The organism is Polyangium jinanense (genome assembly GCF_028435365.1).
Map to the genome: position 1 here is coordinate 1 of NZ_JAGTJJ010000054.1, position 19810 is coordinate 19810.

The window sequence follows — 19810 nt, forward strand, 5'->3', positions numbered from 1 at the left end:
GACCCGGACCAGCGCAAGCGCTGGACCCGGGGTCGATGAACTGCGCAACGCGCAGTTCATCGAACAGGCCAGGTCAAGACCGGCGACGGGCTTGCCAGTCAAAACCGCAGCGCTGACGTGTCTGCTTCGGAGGACGGTGCTGCCGCCTCGGCTGGCAACGTGGTCGGTGGTCTTGCCACCTGCCCGTCGGAGAAACCGCGCATCGCGCGGTTTCTCCGCCTTCGGTCCAGGCCGTGCCTGGTCCGGGGTGCAGGGGGCGGACAGCCCCCTGCTGGGGTGCGGGGCAACGCCCCGCTCCGCGCGCCGTCTCAAATATCGATGAGGCCGGCTCGTACGGCGAGGCGGGTCAGGTCGGCGACGCTGTGGGTTGCGACCTTGGCGCAAAGGCGTGCGCGGTGTGTCTCGACTGTTTTTACGCTGATGGCGAGGTGGGCGGCGACCTCCTTTGCGCTGCTGCCCATCGCGAGCAGGCGTAACACCTGACGCTCGCGCTCGCTGAGGGATGCGAGCACGTCTCCGCGGGCGGCGTCGCGCCGCTGGAGGGCGCGTACCATGGCTGCGCTCACGTCGGGTGAGACGGCGGTCCGGCCTTTGGCCACGGTCCGTATTGCGTCGATGAGCTCCTTCATGCGGCAGCGCTTCGACAGATAACCGTCGGCGCCGGCGCGCATCGCCTCGCCTACGCGGAACTCGTCTCGGAAGGTGGAGAGCACGAGCACGCGCGTCTCGCCGAACGACTTGAGCTGCCGGATCAGCTCGGTCCCGCAACGGTCCGCGAGCGACAGCTCGATCACGACGACGTCGAAGGGCTGCCGGTTCTTCTGCGAGAGCGCGTCACGCGCGCTCTCTGCCTCCACGACGAGCGTGACATCGGGCTCGTCCCGCAGGGCCTTGGCCAGCGATTCCCGTACGACATTCTGATCATCGACCAGCAAGAGTTTCATGGTTTTCCCCCTCGCCCCACCATTAGCGTAAGATCCCCCTCGAAATGAACCCGCTTTTAGGGTCGGGTTTGCCCCGTCAGGAGGGAAAAACCCCTATCCGAGCGTGACGGAACGCCCGGACGAACCACCGGGCAAACCCTTTTCCTGTACACATGCGCCGGTTTCACCTGCACACCTGCGCCGGTTTCACCTGTACACATGCGCCGCCCCCCCGGGGCGTTCCGCTCCGGCTGCCGCGCCAGCCTCCGTCTGAGAGGGTGTTCGACTTCCGGACCTCACCCACCCCAACCCTCCCTCTCCACACCGTGGAGAGGGAGGGAGTTTCCGGCTCGCTCCAGCGCCAGTCGCCCCCTCTCCGCCGCGCGGAGAGGGGGTCGGGGGGTAAGGTTCTGGGGCCGACGACGCCTGTGGAACTCCCTCTCACATCTCCCGGCAAACTGCTAATGCAGGGCGAACTCCCCATGCAGAGCGGCATCCGGCACATCGCGGAGGGGCTCCGCTCCGACTCCGCGTTCCTCCGTCGGCTGATGGTCCAGGCCGTGACGCACGGCCCCGAAGCGTTGCTCCGCTACGGCCCGCTGCTCTTCGGCCCCGCCTTCGCCGCAGGCCTGCACGAAAAACGCGCCTGCGTGCGCCGAAACCTGCGCCGCGTGCTCGGCCCGCGCCCCCCGCTCGAAGAGCTCGCCAACGTCGCAGCCGTCTTCACGAACTACGCAAGCTGCATGACCGAAGCGATGCTGCTCGGGTCGCCGCGTGGTCGGGAGCTCGGGCTGCTCTCGAACGCGATCGGCGCCGCCAACTACGAGGCATGCGCCGCCGAGGGGAAGGGGATCGTCATCGCCACCGCACACCTCGGCGGCTGGGAAGTGGCAGGCCCCATGCTGAGCCGCGTGCACGCAAAGAACGTGGTCGTGGTGATGGCCCGCGAGCGCGACGAGCGAGCCCGCGCAATGCAAGACGAGCTGCGCGAGCGCTCAGGCGTCAAGGTCGTCCACATCGGCGAGACGGCGCTCGACGCGCTGCCGCTCCTCAGGCACCTGCAGCAAGACGACGTCGTAGCGATGCAGATCGACCGCGTGCCCCCCGGAATGCGCGCGCGCACGGTCGAGCTCTGCGGCGAGCCCTTCCAGGTGCCCGAAGGCCCGCTGATGATCGCCGCGCTGAGCGGAGCGCCCATCATGCCCGTCTTCACGCGAAGGCTCGGCTTCATGCACTACGAAGCCCACGTGCTCCCGCCGATCCACGTCCCACGCCGCCCAGCCGCGAGCGACCTCGACAAGGCCGCGCAGCGCTTGATGGACGACCTTGGCGCGTTCCTGCGAGACAACCCCACGCAGTGGTTTCACTTCGTGTGAAGCGTAGCGCCGGGGTTTCACCCCGGGCCCGACCAGGGGCTATCCGCCCCTGGACCCGGACCAGGGCAAGCCCTGGACGCGGGGCGACAGCGCGCGATGCGCGCTGTCGACAGCGATGACGTCTCCAGCGGGCGGGGCAGCGCTGCTGTCTCAGCTGGCAAGCCGGTGGCTGGTCTTGCCGCGGGCCCGTCGGAGAAACCGCGCATCGCGCGGTTTCTCCGCCCTCGGTCCAGGCCGTGCCTGGTCCGGGGTGCAGGGGGCGGACAGCCCCCTGCTGGGGTGCGGGGCCACGCCCCGCGCATCCCAGCTTCACAGCGGGCCTTCCGTGAGTCCGTGAACGAACTGGCGGACGTAGGGGTCGTTGCTCGTTTTCGCTTCTTCGGTCGTGCCGTCGAACACGAGTCGGCCGCGGTAGAGCATGCCGACACGATCGGTCACGGTGAGCAGCCGATCGAGATCACTCGACACCATCACCACCGTCGCCCCCGCAGCGCGCTGCTCGTCGCGGAGCATCTCGAAGATGCGCTGCGACGTCACGGGATCGAGCCCCGCCGCAGGCTCGTCGTAGAGCACGATCTCCGCCTTCGTGATCGTCGCCCGCGCCACACCCACGCGCTTCTTCTGCCCGCCCGACAGCCCCGCCGGCAAACGATCCTCGAACCCAGGCAACGACACCACGCGGAGCCGATCCGCCACCCGCTCGGCGATCTCGTCCTCGCGCAAATCGAAGAGCCGGCGCAGCGGAAACGCGATGTTCTCGCCCACGGTCATGTAGTCGAACAGCGCGTTGTTCTGGAACAACATGCCAAAGCGCAGCCGGAACTTCTGGAGCTCCAGCTCGCTCATCTTGTGCACGTCCTGCCCCTCGACGAGGATGCGCCCCGCGTCGGGCCGATAGAGGCCCGTGATGAGCTTGAGCAAGACACTCTTGCCCGACGCACCAGGACCGATGAGGCCGTACAAGCAGCCGCGCGGGATGGAGAGGTTCACCCCGCGCAGCACGGTCCGCGCGCCGAAGCTCTTCGTGATGTCCTCGATGCGGATGAGCGGCTCGGTCATGGGACGGCCGCAGAGAGCTAGTTCGCGGCGAACGTCGTGGTGGTGACGTCGAGACGAGGATGCGCCGGGAACGAGAGCGCGCGCACCTGGCCAGCAACGCAGGAGTTGATGCCCGGGTTCGAAGGCTTCGTCGAGACGGTCACGCCGACCGCGCGGCCATTCTGGATCGCCGCGCAGATGCTCACCTCGGTCGAGGGGGGCACGCTGCACGAGTTGAGGTAATTGCCGCGGTTCAGCACGTTGCCGAACGAGCCCGCGCTGAGATCGGGCGGCGCATCCTTGCTGTAGTCCTCGATGTACTTGGCGCGCGCGCCCTCGCAGCTCATGCCGCCGCCGAGCACCGGGTACTTGCCGCCACCACCGCCGCCAATCGCACCGCCGCCCGCGGGACCCGACTTGCCCTTGCCGAGCCCGGCGTCGATCTCGACCGCGACGACCGTGTCGCCCTGGACCTCTTTGTCGTCCTTCTTCGACCCGCGCTGCGAAAGCAGCCAGCCGGCGAACCCCGCGCCGAGCACGCCGACCACGGCGAGGCCAACGAGCGCCTTGTACTGCGTGCCCTTGCGCTCGGCGACGACGACGGCCTCGAGGTTCTTCTTCTCCTGCTTGATGTCGCGATTCAGCTTCGCCTGCTCGGCGTACGGAGCGAACTGCTCCCAGTCCTTGATGAACTTCTCCTCGTTGAGGATGGAGTCACGCAAGGGGTTGTCGCCGGTGAAGTTGCCCGTGGCGATCTGCTGCAAGACCTCGACCGCGGAGAACGGGCCGTGGTCCATGCCGTCCTTGATGACCACGTAACGAGGGCGAGGATCGGACTCGAGCGCGGCCTTGAGATCGGCGAGGCGCTGGGTGGGATCGTTGGCGTTGCGGACCTGGGGCGCCTGGACGACGGCGATGGGGAAGGGGCCATCGTGCACGGGCGCGGCGGCAGCAACGGGAGCGCCGGCGCCGGGGATGTTCGGAGCCCGCGGCGCGGCGGGAATGGCGACGCCGCCGGTCGCGGTGGCCGGGGGGATGAGGGACATGGCGACGTCGACTTCGACGCCGTCATCGAGGCCCGCGTCCGTGGGCGGCGGCGCGACGGAGGCGCCGGGCGCGACGTTGTGGAGGGCCTGCGCGAGCGCGCCGAGATCGGCGGGGCGATGCTTCGCGTCGGCGACGAGGGCCTTGCCGAGGATCATCTCGAACGCGGCGGGCAGGTCGGGCACGACGTCCGTGGGCCGCTTCATGCCCGGACCAACGCTGCCGCCGGTGAGCATCTCGTAGAGGATGGCTCCGATGCTGAAGACGGTCGCGCGCGCGTCCCCGGGCGTGCCCTTGCGAGACTCGGGCGCGATGCAGGCGCGATCGGCCGGCAGCGTGGGGAGCGCCTCGGCCTTGTCCTCGAGCAGGCTGACGGCGGAGCCCGTGTAGAGGATGGCGGAGGGGTGGACGAAGAGCGCTTTGCCCTCGCGATGCAGCTCCCCGATCTCGGTGCAGAGCGGCACGAGGACGGAGAGCGACTCTTTCAGATCGAAGGTCCGTCCGGAGGCTCGACGCGCCTCCATCTCGGCTCGGAGTGTACCGGGCGTGATGGACATCGGCGCCACCTTAGCGCCGAAGGCCAGCGGCACTCAACATGAGCCGGAGGTGGTGGGGACGTTGGGCGGATCCGACGGAGAATCACGCCGCGCGAAGGAGGGTGGTCGCGGAACTTTCCAGCCAGCTCAGGAGAGCTGAGAGGGAGGCGTCTTGTTGGAGCGCTCTTCCTCGATGAGGATCGTGAAGACAAGCCCGGCGCCGAGGATGGGCAGGAGCCAGATGAGCTGGGACTGAAGGATCTTCTGCTTGCGCTCGAAGAGGCGGCTCTTCCAGACGCGAACCGTGAGCCAGGTCTGGAAAGCAGCAAGAGCAAGGAGAAGGGCGCCGAGGATGCCGTCGAAGAGGTCCATGAGGGTCGGGGGAACCTAGCCAGTCAGCCTGGTCTTTCAAGGAGGGGGGTGGGCGATTTCAGGCACGAGGGCGCGGACGGAGGTGGAAACGGCGGGGGGTACCGTCTTGACCCGGTATCCGGCCGTTGCTCTGCTTCGCGCGTGAATCCCCGCGCCACGCCGTCGCTCCGCATCTCCCGGCTGGTCGTCCAGAACTTCCGCACGTTCCACGGCCCGACCGAGATCCCGCTCGCGCCCGCGGGAGGCGCGGCGGACGAGGTCGCGGTGTTCCACGGGGGGAACGGGAGCGGGAAATCGAACGCGCTGGCGGCGCTGGAGTTGTTCTTTCGGGCGGCGATCTTCTGGCTGCGCAGTCGCGCCAACGAGAAGTCCAGCACGATCACGCGCGGCTGGAACAGCGCGGAAGCGACATCGCTGTTGTTCGTCTCTCCTCGGGATTGGCCCCCCGGCATCCGCGCGCCCATGCGGATCGAAGTGCACTTCAGCCACAGGGACCGGCCGATCACAGTCGAGCTAATCCAGGCTGGGAACGAGTTCCAACTCATCCTGGCCGGCGTCAGGTTCGAGGTTGAGAGCCTTTCTACGGTCCGCACACAACTGGAATCCCCTCTCGGGACCGGCAGCCAACCCTTCTTTCGTCTCGATGCGCGTCGCCGCGAGGCACGCTTCTACAGCGGTTTCGAGCAGCAAAACAGGCCACCGAGGACGAACGCCCCTGACAGCCCTCTGTCTACCGACCTAGCCACGCGCTTGCTCGATCTCGCGACCTCCCTCGACCCGCTCGACACCGAGCGCTGGCGCGCCTTCACGCAGCTCCTGTCACGCTTCGAGACGCTGAAGGGCCGCGAGGTCAACATCCTGCGCCTCCCCGACGGAAGCGCCGATCTCCGCTTCGAGATCCGCGGCAAGCAGATCCTCCGCGTCTCCGAGCTGAGCTCGGGCGAGCAGCAGGTCGTGGCCCTCTGTGCCGCCGTGCTCACCTCGCGTGCGGCCATCGTGGCCATCGAGGAGCCGGAGATCAGCCTGGATCCGAGCTACCAAGAGCTCCTCCGCGACTTGCTGCGCGAGCAGGTACGGAGCGGGCTCGTCGACCAGATCATCCTGGAGAGCCACGTTCCGATCTTCGATGGCCCCGAGGTCGTTCGCTTCAGCCGATCGCCGGAAGGCGTCACCTCCGTCGTGCGGCAGCCATCCGACCTCGTCGGCGCCGACCTCCGCGAGCGTGCACGTGCGCGTGGCGCCGAGGATCAGTGGGTCACGCCGGAGGGCTACACGAAGCTACCGAAACTCATGCTCGACAACCTCGGGCTCCAGGCCGGTGGTCACCTCTGGTTTCTGCGCTCCGAGGAGAAGGGGCGTTGGGAAGCGTGGACCGCTCCAGAGCTCGACCAAATGTTCGGGTTCCCCGGCACGGACGAGACGAAGTAGCCGATGCAGCTCTGGATCGATACGAACTGCGCGCGCAGCGTCGTTGATCTGAGGGAGATCGCCCGTCTCGCCCGCGGGAAGGGCATCACGCTCGTCATCCACCCGCAGGTCTACCTCGAACGACGCCGGCAGATGCGCGTGGAGAAGGGTGCACAGTTCAAGGCAGCCGCCTTCGATGGGTTCCTCGCGCAAGAAGAGATCCGCGTACCACCGTTCGTGCTCGATCAGCCCCTCGCCGCCACCTGGGCTGACGCGCTTTACGAGCGGTACCGGACGATCGAAGCGTGGGAAGGGGCGAAGCAGAGGACGCTCGGCGGTGTGCTCCGGGGAGGATTCGCAGTTCTTCCGGGCGACATGCCCATGACCACCGACTGGCTCATCTCCCTGCTCGTCGCGAGCGATCCCTCCGCGCGGATCGTCACCCATGACGACGGCGAAGAGTGGCGCGCGCTTCGGGAAGCCAAGCAGGTCCTCTCCTGGAACGAGGCCATGACGTGGCTCGAAGCCCTGCCCCCCGCCAGACCAGCCTCCCCGACGTAGAAACGCACCCCGCTTCGTCGCAACGGGCATTCCCCTTTGTCTCAACGACCCCCGGATCCGCATCCGCGAGCGTTCCCCTTTCTCTCAACGCTCCCAGATCCGCATCCGCGAGCGTTCCCCCTTTCTCTGAACGCTTCCGGATCCGCATCCGCGAGCGTTCCTCTTTCTCTCGACGCTCCCGGATCCGAAGCGGGGAGCATTCCCCTTTCTCTCAACGCACCTCGCTCACGGCTCCGGGCACGTTTCCCTTTCTCTCAACGCCCCCGGAGCCAAATCCCGGCACGTTTCCCTTCCGCGCAACGCCCGTTGCTCCGTGTCGCGGTGCGTTGACGCTTCGCGAAGCGCTCTTCTTGGCTAGAGTGTCGCCCGTGCGGCTCCGGATTTTCGCCTGCGCGCTCGCTCTCGCCGCGCCGCTCGCCATCCCAACGCTCTTCGGCGCGGGGTGCTCCTTGCCTTCCTCCGATGTCGACGGCGGCGATCTGCACGGCGTCTTCGATCGCGACGCGGCAGCCGCCGACGCCGCCGCGACCGACGCGGGCGCCAAGAACGCAGGCCGCAAGGATGGCGGGGCCGCGCCGGTTCCCGTGATGACGGCGTCGGCCGCGGCCAAGCCCGTGACGCGCCCGCCCACCGAAGGGAGCTGCGTCGCGGTCGACGGACTGCCCGATCGCGACATCAAGCGCACGATCGGAAGGCCGCCTTGTCCCGGCGCCGAGGTCCTCGAGTGGAAGGACGCCGCAGGCGCGCCGCGTTACGCGTGCGTCATCACGCCCAAGGGCATCGAGACGCGTGCGCCCGTGCCGCTCCTCGTCTTCTTCCACGACGCCGGCGACAACCCGCGCAGCGTCGACAAGGAGACCTCGCTCCGCAAGCTCGCCGCACGCTTCGATCTGACCGGCGACCCGGCGCACGCAGGGTTCATCGTGGTCGCCCCGCAAGGCCGCGCGCTGCACGGCAACCGCGAAGGCGCGATGTTCGACATCGACTACACCGGCGAGGACAACGTCGACGTCGCCACCGCGGATCACTTCGTGTCGGTGCTCACGACACGTGGACACGTCGACCGTCGCAGGATCTACGCCGTCGGCGCCGGGCACGGCGGGCACATGGCCGCGACGTACGCGATGATGCGCGCCGATCGCATCGCCGCGTTCGCCACGTACGGCAGTGACGCACCGCGCGCCGCGTGGTCGTGCCCGGGTCCGCCGCCGCCGGCGTTCGTGATGTACCGCGCGTGTGATCAGATCGCGCCTTGCGCGTCCGTCGAACGATGGCTGCGGGCGCGCGACGCGATCGCGGCCGAGACCACGGGGATGCGGCTCGGCGCGGCGAACGGCGAGGAGCCGTCGTGCGCGATCGACAAGAAGTGCACGAAGATCGTCGGCACGGCGCTGCACGGGCGCTGGCCCAAGGGGCGTGAAGAGGACCTGCTCCGGTTCCTGTCGCGACACACGCTCTCCGTCGCGCCCTGATCCAGCGCCTCGAAGTGGTCCGGAGCGAGCCCCGGGTGGTACCCTTCGAACGCGATGTCGTCACGACCGACCCACCCTTCCGACCTCGCGCTCGAAACGCTGCTCGACGTCCTCGACGAGGCCGTGCTCGTCTTCGATGAAGCCCTCGTGTGCCGCGCCGCGGGACGCCGCGCGGCCGCGCTGCTCGGGCTCGATCCAGGATCGTGCGTGGGAGAAGGTCGCGCGCATCTGCTCGCGCGGATCACGCACGCCGCGCCCGAGCTTGCCGGTCCGCTCGCGGCGCTCGAAGCCTGTGCGCTCTCGCCCGAGCGCGTGGAGATCGACCCGCTGGAGATCACGGGGCCGCCGCCGCGATCGTTCGTGTGGACGAGCGCGCCGTCGTGAAGGACGGCGTGGTGGTGGGGCGGATCGACGTGGTGCGTGATCAGAGCGCGTCCGCGGCGATGGCGCGCAAGCTCGACGAGGTGTCGCTGGTCGACACGCTGACGGGGCTCTCGAACCGGCGTCGCTTCGAGGAGGAGTGCGAGCGCGAGCATCGGCGCGCGCAACGCGTGTGGGACTCGTACGCCGTGGCGCGCGTCGACGTCGACGGCATGGGCGCAGTGAACGAAGCGCTGGGCAGGGAGAAGGGCGACGCGCTCCTGCGGCTGCTCGGCGAGGCGCTCCGCTCGTCGCGGCGTCAGTACGACGTGGTCGCGCGGTGGGGGAACGACGACTTCGTGTTGCTCTTGCCGTGCGTCGACCATGCCGCCGTGAAGAGCGTGCTCGCGCGCGCGGCGACGCACATGGTGTCCGCGGCGAAAGACGCGGGGTACGTGATCACGTTGCGCGTGGGCGTGGCCGTCTGGAGGCCGCCTTCGAGCGACAGCGCTGCGGACGTGCTCGGCCGCGCCGCGGCCGCCCTCGACGCAGCCAAGCGTCGAGAGCCCGGCGCGATCCTCGTCGATCTCGGCGGGACGAACATCAAGAGCGACCTCGAGCACGCCGCGGACGAACCTCCCGAGCGCATCGAATGAGCCCGTAGCGCCGCGCGCCTGTGCCGCGAACTCGTGGTACGAACTGCGGCATGGGTGGGGCATCGTATGACGAGCTCTTGGGAGAGCTCGAAGGGCGAGGTGTTCGGCGGGCGAAGATCGGCGGGTTCGACGTCGATGGCGTGCTTCGAGGCAAGTACGTGTCGATGGAGAAGCTGCGCTCGGCGCTCTCCGGCGGCTTCGGGTTTTGCGACGTCATCTTCGGCTGGGACATCGGCGACGTCCTCTACGACAACGCGCGCGTGACCGGCTGGCACACGGGGTATCCCGACGCGCACGCCGTGCTGGATCCCTCGACGAGGCGGCTCGTGCCGTGGGAGCCCGGCACGGTCGCGATGCTCGCGGACTTCCGTGACGCGGAGGGCGGCGCGCATCCGGCGTGTCCACGCTCGGCGCTGAAGCGCGTCATCGCGCACGCGGAGTCGCTCGGGTATTACCCGAAGCTCTCGGCCGAGTACGAATTCTTTCTGTTCAAAGAAACGCCGGCGTCGCTTCACGAAAAACGGTTCCAGAAGCTCGAGTCGCTCTCGCCGGGGATGTTCGGCTACTCGTGGGTGCGCGAGGGCCAGCACAAGGATCTGATGGCCGCGATCTTCGACGGCATGCGCGCCTTCGACATCGAGCTCGAAGGGCTGCACACGGAGACGGGGCCGGGCGTGTACGAGGCCGCGATCCGGTACGACGACGCCCTGCGCGCGGCGGACAAGGCGGCGCTCTTCAAGGCCGCGATGAAGCAGCTCGCCTACGAGCACGGGCTCAGCGTGACGTTCATGGCGAAGTGGAACGCGAAGCTGCCGGGCTCGTCCGGGCACCTGCACCAGAGCCTCTGGAAGGACGGGGAGAACGTGTTCCAGGGGCCGCCGTCGGAGGGCGGGATCTCGCGGCAGATGCGCCACTACATCGGCGGGCAGCTCGCGTGCATGCGCGAGATGACGGCGCTCGTGTCGCCGACAGTGAACTCGTACAAGCGGTACGTGCCCGGCGTGTGGGCGCCGCTCACGGCGACGTGGGGCTTCGAGAACCGCACGGCAGCGCTACGGATCGTGGGCGCGGGGACGAAGTCCGCGCGGGTCGAGGTGCGGCAAGGGGCGGCCGACATCAACCCGTACATCGCGATGGCCGCGACGCTCGGCGCCGGGATCTACGGCATCGAGAACGCGATCGATCCAGGCGCGCCGATCACGGGCGACGCGGGCGAAGGCGGCGAGGGGCGCGAGCGTCTGCCACGCACGCTGACCGAGGCGACGGCGCTGCTCGCGGAGAGCCAGCGCATGCGGAAGATCCTCGGCGAGGGGTTCGTCGATCACTACGTGCGCACCCGGCAGTGGGAGGTGCGCCAGTACGAGCGCGCGGTCACGGACTGGGAGCTCGCGCGGTATTTCGAGGCGATCTGAGACGGTGGAGGGGGACACGCATGGGACATCTGTCGATCTGGAGCTTCCCGACGCGCATCGTGTTCGGGGCAGGGGCCGCGAAGCAGACGGGCGCCGAGGCCGCACGGCTCGGCAGCAAGCACGCGCTCGTCGTGACGGACAAAGGCGTCATGGGGGCGGGGCTCTTCGCGCCGATCGAAGCGTCGCTGCGCGAGGCGGGGATCACGTGGACGATCTTCGATGGCGTGCTCGGCAACCCCATCGAGGCGAACGTGCACGACGGCGTGCGCGCGTTCCAGGAGTCGGGCGCGGACCTCGTGATCGCGATCGGCGGTGGCTCGCCACTCGACGTGGGCAAGCTCGTGCGCCTCGGCATCCACCACCACCGGCCGCTCGCCGAGTACGACGACGCGATCGGCGGCGATCGGTACATCACGGCGAACGTGCCGCCCATGCTCGCGCTGCCGACCACGGCGGGCACGGGCAGCGAGGTCGGGCGATCTGGCGTGGTGACGCTCGACGTGAATCATCGGAAGACCGTCATCTTCTCGCCGCACCTGCTCGCGAACGCGGCGATCCTCGATCCCGAGCTCACGCGCTCGATGCCGGCGTTCCTCACGGCGGCGACGGGCATGGACGCGCTCACGCACTGCCTCGAAGCGTACGTGGCGAAGGGTGATCACCCGATGGCGGACGGCATCGCGCTCGAAGGGATCCGGCACGTCGGGCGCTACCTCGAGCGGGCCGTGAAACACGGCGTCGACCTCGAGGCGCGCGGCGGGATGATGAAGGCGGCGATGATGGGCGCGGTCGCGTTCCAGAAGGGGCTCGGCGCGTGCCACTCGCTCGCGCATCCGCTGTCGAGCGAACACGGGACGCACCACGGCCTGGCGAACGCGCTCTGCCTGCCGGCGGTGTGTGCGTTCAACGCCGAGGTCGCGGGGGCGCGCCTTGCGGAGGTCTCGGCCCTGCTCGGCGGCGAGGCGAGCCCGGCCGGCTGCGTCGAGGCCGTGCGCCGGCTGCGCGAGCGGATCGGGCTTCCGGGGACGCTCACGCAGGCGGGCGTGCCGCGCGGGAACCTCGATCGACTCGCCGACCTCGCCTTCCAGGACGCCTGCCATCAGTCGAACCCGCGGCCCTGCACCCGGGACGACCTCCGCGCGCTCTACGAGGCGTGTTTCTGAGCCTTTGCCCCGTGCCCCTCAGGCAGGACGCGAGGGATGTTCCGCTTGCCGCGTTCCTCGCGTCCCACCTCGACTCCGCAGCACAAGCTCCTGAAATCGTTCCTTGAATCGCCGACGTGACGTCCGCGCGGCTCGAACCTCGCCGTGCGCTGTCACGGCGCCCAGGTGGAGGTGTCCTGCCTCTCCATTCGCCAGGGTTTGCGCGCCTTGCGTACTCTGGCGATTCTTTCCGGAATGCGTTAGGAGTCGGGTCGATGGTAGCCACGGCCCCGGATCGCGTCGGATCGTCGAAGCCTGCCACCTGCCGGATGTTCGAAACCCCGCTCATCGAGCGGTTTTCCCGCATCCACCCCGCGACGCCGTTCGTGTTCTGGGTCCCGATCTACGGCTACCTCGCGTTCCGTGCTTACGAGAACGGCGTCGGGCTCGGCACCGGTTTGGGGCTCGGCTTCCTCGGTCTGTTCCTGTGGACGCTCGCCGAGTACGTGCTGCACCGCTGGGTCTTCCACTACGTGGGGCCGCGGCTCTGGCAGCGCCGGGTGCATTTCGTCCTGCACGGCGTCCACCACGACTTCCCCCAGGACGCCGATCGCCTCGTGTTTCCGCTCGGGGCGAGCATCCCGCTCGGCGTGGTGTTCTACCTGCTGTTCCGCGCGATCGTCGGCCCGGTGCTCGTGGATCCGCTCTTCGCAGGCTTCGGGCTCGGCTACCTCGCGTACGACGGGACGCACTACGCGATCCACCACTTCCGGATGAGCTCGCGCTGGGGCAAGTGGATCAAGCGCCACCACATGATCCACCACCACACCGGCACCCCCGCGCGCTGGGGCGTGTCCTCGCCGCTCTGGGACTACGTGTTCCGGACGATGAACTGATCGTCGCGCCGCCGGCTGGAACGGGCCCTGCTGGAAGGCCCGTCATGAGCCGGAGAGGTGGGCGAAGTGTGCGCGCCAATCTGGGCGTGCGTGAAGAACGGACGGTTCATCGGCCGGAAGGAGAGCTCGATCCAATCGAGGGGCTCATCTACCGGGCGCGGAAGCTACGTCGGCGCGGCGATACGCGGGGCGCGATCGTGCTGCTCCGGCAAGCGTGCTCGCAGGACGAGTGGCGCGCGCGGACGTTCACGCTGCTCGGAGCGCTGCTATCGGAGGTAGGACGCCACGACGAGGCAGCGGTGGCGCTGGCACACGCGCGCTGGCTGAGGCAGAGGGCCGGCGAAGGGCCGCGCGCAGAGGTGACGGCGCGGCTGCTCGAGGCAGAGCTGCGGTCCTGTTAGGACGCAACGCGGATGGGGCGCAGGGCGCCGACGTGGAAGGTGCGCAGGGTGTTGCGGCCGCAGAAGGGGCAGGCCCACCCGATGTCGAAGCGCTCGCCCGAGGCCCCGATGCTATGGGCCGGCGCGACCTCCCGCGCTCGCCCGCGCGACGCCGTCCCGGCAACGACGTGACGTTTCTCGTCGAGCGTCGCAGACAGGATCGCCTGGCACTCGCATCGGCTCTGCACGCTGAACTGGCTCATGGATCTCCCGCATGGGCGAGCCGTCCCGGACATCTGGGACCTCGACTCGGCCGCTGATTTCGCTCGCGGCGCTTATAAAGCGTGGAGTGATCAGGCTCAAGAGGGATACGCTCGGCCCTGAAGTCGATCGCTTCTCGGGAGGGTCGGGAATATGCGGGCACGTGGGGGGTTCCGAGCGACGATGATCGAAACACGAACGGACGCCGAGGCGCGGAGCCGTCGGATCCTGGTGGCACGAGATCCACGCCTGTCGACGTGTGATGCGCTCGTCCAGGGGCTCGAGCCGCTGATCGAGGGAGTCGAGCTGGTCGAGGCATACTCCGTGGAGGCAGCGCGGTCGTGGGCGAAGGGCAAACCCTTCGATCTCTGCCTCGTTTGTCTAGATCTTCCGCCCGCGCCGCGCGGCGCAGCCAAGCTCGCAAAGGAGCTCTGCGCACGGGGGCAGCGGGTCGTGCTGATCACGCGGAGCCTGCGGTGGCTGCCCGCGGAGGACCTGGAGCTGCGCGCGCTGCCGTGGATCGTGCCCGAAGCAGATCCGACGAGCGTGCTCCCGTTCCTCCAGAAGGACGCGCCACCAGTCGCCTCGCAGCCGCGCGCACGCGCGAAGACGCTGCCGCCCATGACGTCGCGCGAGCGGCCCGCGGCGAACGAGAGCTAGCGTCTGTTCTTGGGGCCGCCGCGCCGGGGCGCTGCCCCGGACCCCGCGGGGGCTGTTCGCCCCTCGACCCGAACCAGGGCAAGCCCTGGACTCGTGGTGGAAGAACTGCGCGATGCGCAGTTCTTCCAACGGGCCCGTTGGAAGACCAGGGACAACGTTGCCGGTTGAAAGGGCAGAGCGGCGGTCTTGGTTGGCGGGCCGCTTGCCGGTCTTGCCTCGGCCTGTTCGATGAACTGCGCATCGCGCAGTTCATCGACCCCGGGTCCAGCCCCTGGCTGGTCCGGGTCCAGGGGCGGACAGCCCCTGGTGGGGCCTGGGGCAACGCCCCAGCTCAACGCCTCACGATGAGACGACTAGTCGCCGCCGACGGGCAGAAGCTCGATCGATTGGATCGTGGCCGAGCCTGGTCCTTCGAGACCGATCACGAGCTCGGTGTCTTCCTTCCCGTTCAGATCGAGAGAGCGTCCACCTTCGAGGGAGAGGGTGCGGATGCGCGCGCGTTCGCCTGCGGGCGTCTTGAGTGCGAGGTAGAGGTGGCCCTTGGGTTGGCCGAGGATGAGTTTGTCACCGTCGCCTGACTCGCAGAGGAAGGATGCCTTGCCGGCGAGTGGCTTCGTCTTGCTGAGGGTGCAGTTCGACGCGAGGTTTGCCTCGTTTGCGGACTCGGCGCGGGCTGCGGCGATCACGGCGTTTTGACGCACGAGCTCCACGTCGTCGAACTCGACGTTGCCGGCGCCGCGCGCGCTGATGCCCACGTAAAACCCGCTCGACCCGGGCGTGGCTGTGAGCGTCGTGCTCTCTGTCCCGGTGCCTGCGGCGACGCGGAAGACGATCGTGCTCTCCACCGCGTCGGGATCCTCGAGCGAACGCATGGCGACGTGGAGCTCGCTCGCCTGCGCTGCGCGGTACTTGAAGCGGATGGTGAGGTCCTCGCCGGGTGCGATGATCGGAGGCGCTGACGGCGTGTACGAGCCGAAGATGCGCACGCGCATGCGACCGCCTGTGCCGCGAAGCTCCTCGGCCGCGGCGCGGAGTGCGTCGTGCGTGCCTGCGGTCGTCGAGGTGATCGTGACGTTGCCGCCGGACGGCGCGAAGGTGAGACCCGCGCCCTCGATCCGCGCGAGTGCCTCGCCACGCACGGTCTTCTTGCCGGGTTTGCCCACGGTAGGCGCGGCGCCGTCGGGGCTCGGGATCGCGATCGTCCCGTCGAGCTTCACGGCGATCTTCGTGACGCCTTCGCGGAAGCGAGCGACGTCATCCGCGTTCAGGAACTTGCGCGCGTCCCAGAGATCGATGAGCTCCTTCATGAGGCCCGCGAGGCGTTGATCCTCGGCGGCGTGCTCGGCGGGTTTCGTTTTGCACGTGTTGTACGATTCGCAGAGCGCGACGCGGCGCTCTTTGAGCTTGGCGGCGAGATCGGCGGCGGCGCGGATTGCCTCGATGCGTGGTTCGGCGCCGCGGCTTGCGCCTGCGAGCTTGAGGGAGCTCGAGACGTCGAAGGAGCCGAAGTCGTCGGCGATCTCGGCGCAGCTCTCCCGAGGGATGGTGCCGATCGGATCCGGGCACTCGATCTCAGGACTCTGCGCGGGTGCGCCACCGGCGTTCGTCTGAGGGCCGCCGCAGCTCGCGGTTGCGAGGGCGAGGGCGGGGACGAACAGCGCTGCCGCGAGGAAACGGGGACGAGCGGGAAGCACGGAGAGCGAAGGTAATACAGGTCGGAACGGCGAGGGGAATCCGGGCGCGTCGGATCGAGGAGGGCTTGGACGTCCCGCCGTCGGCCGGGGCGGAAACGTCACGAGCGCACAGGGTCTTGCCAAGCTCCGCGGAATTGGCTAGACATGCGTTCGCAGTTCGCGGGACTAGCTCAGTTGGTAGAGCATCAGCTTCCCAAGCTGAGGGTCGCGAGTTCGAGCCTCGTGTCCCGCTCCAAAGCAGAAGTCGCGGCGTTCCGGGAAAACGCTGCGCAAGCAGCGAAAGTGGCGGCTACGGCCGCCACGCTGCTTTTGTGCTCCTGAAGAGCTCGGGCGCGCCCGACGCGCGGAGCAGGGTTCGAGCATCCAAGCGTCTGTCCGCTGTCGCGGAGCGGGGGCGCGGGAGGATGCACCAGGGACAACGGGTGGCGTGGAACGCCACCTTGATGATCGCAAAGCAGGCCATCATGGCCGTCCTGAGCGTCATCTACGTCGGCTACCTGGCGCGTCGGCTGGGCGTGGCCGCGTGGGGGGAGCTGCAGGCGTCGCTGGCGATCACCTCGATGGCCGCCGTGATCGCGGGCCTCGGTGTGCGTGGTTATCTCGCGCGCGAGATCGCGGTGACGCCGGAGCTCGGGCCGAGCCACCTGGGATCGGCGCTCGTCGTGCGCGGCGCGATGGGCGCGACGACGCTGCTCTGCGCGGCGTTGTTCACGGTCGCGACGCGCTCGGGCGAAGGCGCGACGCTCGTCGTGATCGCAGCCGCGTCCCAGCTCGCCACGATCCTCTACACGACGATGTGGCTGAGCTTCGAGGCGCACGAGCGCTTCCAGTACATCCTGTACGTCGAGCTCGGCGCGCGTCTCTTCGTGATCGCGCTGTCGGTCGCGCTCGTTGCGTCGGGGCTCGGCGTGCTCGCGGCGGCGGGCGCGCTCGCGCTCGGCAACGCGATCGAGCTTGCGCTCACGTATCACTTCCTGCGGACGCGGCTCTACCAGCCGCGGCTCGAAGTGGGCCTGCGCGAGCTCGTGGCCATCGCGAAGAAGAGCATCCCGCTCGGGCTCATCGGCGCGCTGCTCGGCGTGATCCGGCAAGCCGATCGCGTGATCCTGCGCTGGCTCGACGGCGAGGCGGCGGTCGGCGTGTTCAGCGCGGCGTGGGTGCTCGTGGAGCAGCTCGAGCTGATCTCCGATCTCGTGCTCGGCGCCGCGTTCGCAGCAGGCATGCGGCTCTACGCGCACGATCAGCCCGGCTTCGTAAAACTCTTCCGGACGGCGCTCGTGGTGGCGACGGCGCTCGGGCTGCCGCTCGCGGCGGGCGTGACCATCGTCGCGCCGGACGTGGTCGCGCTCGTGTACGAAGGACGCGACTTCGCAGGTGCGTCGCACGTGCTCCGGGTGCTCGCGTGGCACGTGCCGGCGACGTTCGCGTTCCAGGTGGCGGCGCTGCCGCTGGTCGCTTCGAAGCGCGAGAGGCAGCTCGGCGCGGTGCTCGCGCCGACGCTCGCGGCGAACGTGGCGCTCGACATGTGGCTCGTGCCGCAGCACGGCGCGCTCGGGGCCGCGTTCGCGGCGCTCGTGGCCTCCGTGGGCATGCTCGTCGCGACGGGGATCCTCGCGCTGCGGTACATGCGCGAGGCGCCGATCGGGCGGCTCGGCGGGGCCACACTCGCGACGGTGCTCATGACGCTCGTCGCGTTCTTCGCGCTGAAGACGGTGGGGCTCTGGGCCGCGGTGATCGCCGGCGCGATCACGCACGCGGCGCTGCTGCTCGCGCTGCGCGTGGTGACGATCGCGGAGGTCCGCGCGCTCGCGCGGCGCAAGCCGGAGAAGAGCCGCGAAGCCGCAGCGACGTGAGGCGCGGAGGCGCGGACGGACCTCGTTCGTTCGCGTGGAACCTGCGTGCTTCGCATGCGCGATGCACTCCGCGGACGGCACGTGCATCAGCACGAACATCGCGCGCCGTCCCGCTTCGCCATCGCACGTGGATCGCGCAAGCGAGCCAACGAATGCCGCTGGCGAGCGAGGGAGCTTGCGCCATGATGGTCTCGTGGCGGAGGGGGGTGAGTTCAAGGTGCGACCAAGGCGGAGGCGCGATCGCGGTCCGAGCCGAGCGCGCACGCTGGACAGGCGATCGCGCATGGCGACGTCGACCTCGGCGAGGTGGCCCTTCCCCGCGCCTTCGCCTGGTTCGCGCGGGAGCTTGCCGGAGCGGCTGCCGATGGGCGCCGGGGGCTACGAGCTCGTCGAGCAGCTCGGGAGCGGCGGGATGGCGGAGGTGTTCCTCGCGCGACGTCGAGGGCGCTACGCCATCGAGCACACGGTGGTCGTGAAGCGGCTGCGCGACGAGTTCCGCGCCGCGACGTCGGTGGTGAAGATGTTCGCGTGGGAGGCGTGGATCTCGGCGCGCCTCTGTCACCCGAACATCGTGCGGTTCTACGACTTCGTGTCGTACCGCGGGCGTGATCACCTGGTGCTCGAGCACGTGCGTGGCCCTGACCTCGCGACGCTCGGACGCGCGCTGCAGGCGAGTGGGCGATCGTTTCCGTTCCGCGCGGTGATCGAGGTCGGCGCCGCGGCCGCGCGCGCGCTCGCGCACGCCCATGCGCTCGAGGACGACGACGGCGTTCCGATCGGTCTCGTCCATCGCGACGTGAGCCCGCAGAACATCCTCGTGTCCGTCGACGGCGAGATCAAATTGATCGATTTCGGCGTGGCGAAGACGACGAGCGCGCACGTGCCGCGCGACACGGCGCCGGGGCTGGTGAAGGGGAAAATGGGGTACATCGCGCCGGAACATCTGCGCGGGCAGCCGCTCGACGCGCGCGGAGACGTGTACGCGCTCGGCGTGGTGCTCTTCGAGATGCTGACGGGGCGGCCGCTCTTCCGGCGCGGCGCGGACGTGGAGATGATCCGGCAGGCGCTCGACGCGGAGATCCCGCCGCTCGTGACGCTGCGATCGGACTGCCCGCCCGCGCTCGAAGCGGTGGTGCGGCGCGCGCTGGCGCAGGATCCGCGGGATCGGTTCGAGAGCGCGGCGGCGATGGAGCAGGCGCTCCGCGCCGTCGGTGCCGAGCTCTCGGTCGAGGGCGGGCCGGCGGCGCTCGCGGAGCTCGCGGAGCTCGCGCGCGAGGTGTACGAGGGCGAGCAAGCATGCGCGCCGGACACGTGGCCGGAGGCGAGGTCGTGGCGGCCGTCGACGTCGCCCGCGAGGTCGGCGCCGGTGGAGGATCCCGCCGCGGAGGACACGCGGCCCGAAGGGTTCCGCGCGCGTGCGCTCTTGCGCGAAGGCGGGGAGAACATCGCGGATGCGAGCGCGCCGTGCGGCGACGTGACGCGGCCCGAGGTGCCTCTGCCCATCGACGAGGCCGCAACGATCATCGCGGCGCCGCCACTGCTTCGGCACCGCTTCACATCGCCGCGTGTCGTGCCGATCGTGGTCGCGTTCGTGGTGGGTGTGCTCGTCGCCGCGGCCTCGCGTGGCAGCACGCTGCACGAGGGGAGCGGCCCGGCGCGCGATGCGGCTGCGGGATCGAGGTCGACGTCGCAGACCGATCCGGACGCGAAAGGTTCGTGCTCCAAAGAATGAACGAAACGCGCCCCGCGCGGGACTCCTCCCGCCGC

General features: G+C 69.2%; 19 protein-coding genes and 1 tRNA gene. 14 read left to right on the forward strand and 6 right to left on the reverse strand.

The window, feature by feature from the left end:
• Positions 1–308: 308 nt before the first annotated feature.
• Positions 309–944 carry a response regulator gene (locus KEG57_RS43965; RefSeq protein WP_136934646.1) on the reverse strand — a complete coding sequence of 212 codons (636 nt, stop codon included), beginning with the start codon at positions 942–944 and terminating at the stop codon, positions 309–311.
• A gap of 461 nt (positions 945–1405) precedes the next feature.
• Between KEG57_RS43965 and KEG57_RS43970 the strand changes: the two genes are divergently transcribed.
• Entirely contained in the window at positions 1406–2299 is an 894-nt protein-coding gene (locus KEG57_RS43970) for a lysophospholipid acyltransferase family protein (protein ID WP_272426026.1), read from the forward strand.
• 309 nt (positions 2300–2608) lie between these two features.
• On the opposite strand, the gene KEG57_RS43975 is transcribed toward KEG57_RS43970, so the two are convergent.
• From KEG57_RS43975 to KEG57_RS43985, 3 genes are all read right to left on the reverse strand, one after another.
• Entirely contained in the window at positions 2609–3358 is a 750-nt protein-coding gene (locus KEG57_RS43975; RefSeq protein ID WP_272426027.1) for an ABC transporter ATP-binding protein, read from the reverse strand.
• Positions 3359–3375: 17 nt separating this feature from the next.
• Positions 3376–4938, reverse strand: coding sequence for a serine/threonine-protein kinase (locus KEG57_RS43980; RefSeq protein ID WP_272426028.1), 1563 nt, complete (start codon positions 4936–4938; stop codon positions 3376–3378).
• Positions 4939–5064: 126 nt separating this feature from the next.
• Positions 5065–5289 (reverse strand): hypothetical protein, encoded by a 225-nt coding sequence (locus KEG57_RS43985; RefSeq protein WP_272426029.1) that lies wholly within the window; start codon positions 5287–5289, stop codon positions 5065–5067.
• Between the two features lie 141 nt (positions 5290–5430).
• Here KEG57_RS43985 and KEG57_RS43990 point away from each other — a divergent pair, with 141 nt between their 5' ends.
• The 9 genes from KEG57_RS43990 (at position 5431) to KEG57_RS44030 (ending at position 13596) form a co-directional block, all read left to right on the forward strand.
• Entirely contained in the window at positions 5431–6717 is a 1287-nt protein-coding gene (locus KEG57_RS43990; RefSeq protein WP_272426030.1) for an AAA family ATPase, read from the forward strand.
• Between the two features lie 3 nt (positions 6718–6720).
• Complete coding sequence (locus KEG57_RS43995; RefSeq protein ID WP_272459620.1) at positions 6721–7257, forward strand: hypothetical protein; 537 nt, start codon at positions 6721–6723, stop codon at positions 7255–7257.
• Positions 7258–7625: 368 nt separating this feature from the next.
• Positions 7626–8729, forward strand: coding sequence for an alpha/beta hydrolase family protein (locus KEG57_RS44000; RefSeq protein WP_272459621.1), 1104 nt, complete (start codon positions 7626–7628; stop codon positions 8727–8729).
• Positions 8730–8783: 54 nt separating this feature from the next.
• Positions 8784–9113, forward strand: a complete 330-nt coding sequence (locus KEG57_RS44005; RefSeq protein WP_272459622.1) for a hypothetical protein — start codon at positions 8784–8786, stop codon at positions 9111–9113.
• Entirely contained in the window at positions 9092–9745 is a 654-nt protein-coding gene (locus tag KEG57_RS44010; protein ID WP_272459623.1) for a GGDEF domain-containing protein, read from the forward strand. The genes KEG57_RS44005 and KEG57_RS44010 overlap by 22 nt, the downstream gene beginning before the upstream one ends.
• 50 nt (positions 9746–9795) lie before the next feature.
• Positions 9796–11157 carry a glutamine synthetase family protein gene (locus tag KEG57_RS44015; protein WP_272459624.1) on the forward strand — a complete coding sequence of 454 codons (1362 nt, stop codon included), beginning with the start codon at positions 9796–9798 and terminating at the stop codon, positions 11155–11157.
• Between the two features lie 20 nt (positions 11158–11177).
• Positions 11178–12320 carry an iron-containing alcohol dehydrogenase gene (locus KEG57_RS44020; protein ID WP_272459625.1) on the forward strand — a complete coding sequence of 381 codons (1143 nt, stop codon included), beginning with the start codon at positions 11178–11180 and terminating at the stop codon, positions 12318–12320.
• A 254-nt stretch (positions 12321–12574) separates the two neighbouring features.
• Complete coding sequence (locus tag KEG57_RS44025; protein ID WP_272426037.1) at positions 12575–13195, forward strand: sterol desaturase family protein; 621 nt, start codon at positions 12575–12577, stop codon at positions 13193–13195.
• 68 nt (positions 13196–13263) lie between these two features.
• A complete protein-coding gene (locus KEG57_RS44030) occupies positions 13264–13596 on the forward strand; it encodes a hypothetical protein (RefSeq protein ID WP_272426039.1) in 333 nt (110 codons plus the stop codon).
• Here KEG57_RS44030 and KEG57_RS44035 read toward each other — a convergent pair.
• On the reverse strand, positions 13593–13838 hold the full coding sequence (locus tag KEG57_RS44035; RefSeq protein WP_272459626.1) for a hypothetical protein: 246 nt from the start codon (positions 13836–13838) through the stop codon (positions 13593–13595). The genes KEG57_RS44030 and KEG57_RS44035 overlap by 4 nt on opposite strands.
• A 181-nt stretch (positions 13839–14019) precedes the next feature.
• Here KEG57_RS44035 and KEG57_RS44040 point away from each other — a divergent pair, with 181 nt between their 5' ends.
• Entirely contained in the window at positions 14020–14496 is a 477-nt protein-coding gene (locus tag KEG57_RS44040; RefSeq protein ID WP_272459627.1) for a hypothetical protein, read from the forward strand.
• Positions 14497–14849: 353 nt separating this feature from the next.
• Here the strand turns inward: KEG57_RS44040 and KEG57_RS44045 are convergent, their stop codons facing one another.
• Positions 14850–16190 (reverse strand): hypothetical protein, encoded by a 1341-nt coding sequence (locus KEG57_RS44045; RefSeq protein WP_272426045.1) that lies wholly within the window; start codon positions 16188–16190, stop codon positions 14850–14852.
• Between the two features lie 159 nt (positions 16191–16349).
• On the opposite strand from KEG57_RS44045, the gene KEG57_RS44050 reads away from it, so the two are divergent.
• The 3 genes from KEG57_RS44050 to KEG57_RS44060 all read left to right on the forward strand — a co-directional run bounded on the left by KEG57_RS44050 (position 16350) and on the right by KEG57_RS44060 (position 19775).
• Positions 16350–16425 (forward strand) — tRNA-Gly (locus tag KEG57_RS44050).
• Between the two features lie 208 nt (positions 16426–16633).
• On the forward strand, positions 16634–18043 hold the full coding sequence (locus tag KEG57_RS44055) for an oligosaccharide flippase family protein (protein WP_272426047.1): 1410 nt from the start codon (positions 16634–16636) through the stop codon (positions 18041–18043).
• A 283-nt stretch (positions 18044–18326) separates the two neighbouring features.
• Positions 18327–19775, forward strand: a complete 1449-nt coding sequence (locus tag KEG57_RS44060) for a serine/threonine protein kinase (protein ID WP_272426049.1) — start codon at positions 18327–18329, stop codon at positions 19773–19775.
• The last annotated feature ends 35 nt before the right edge of the window (positions 19776–19810 follow it).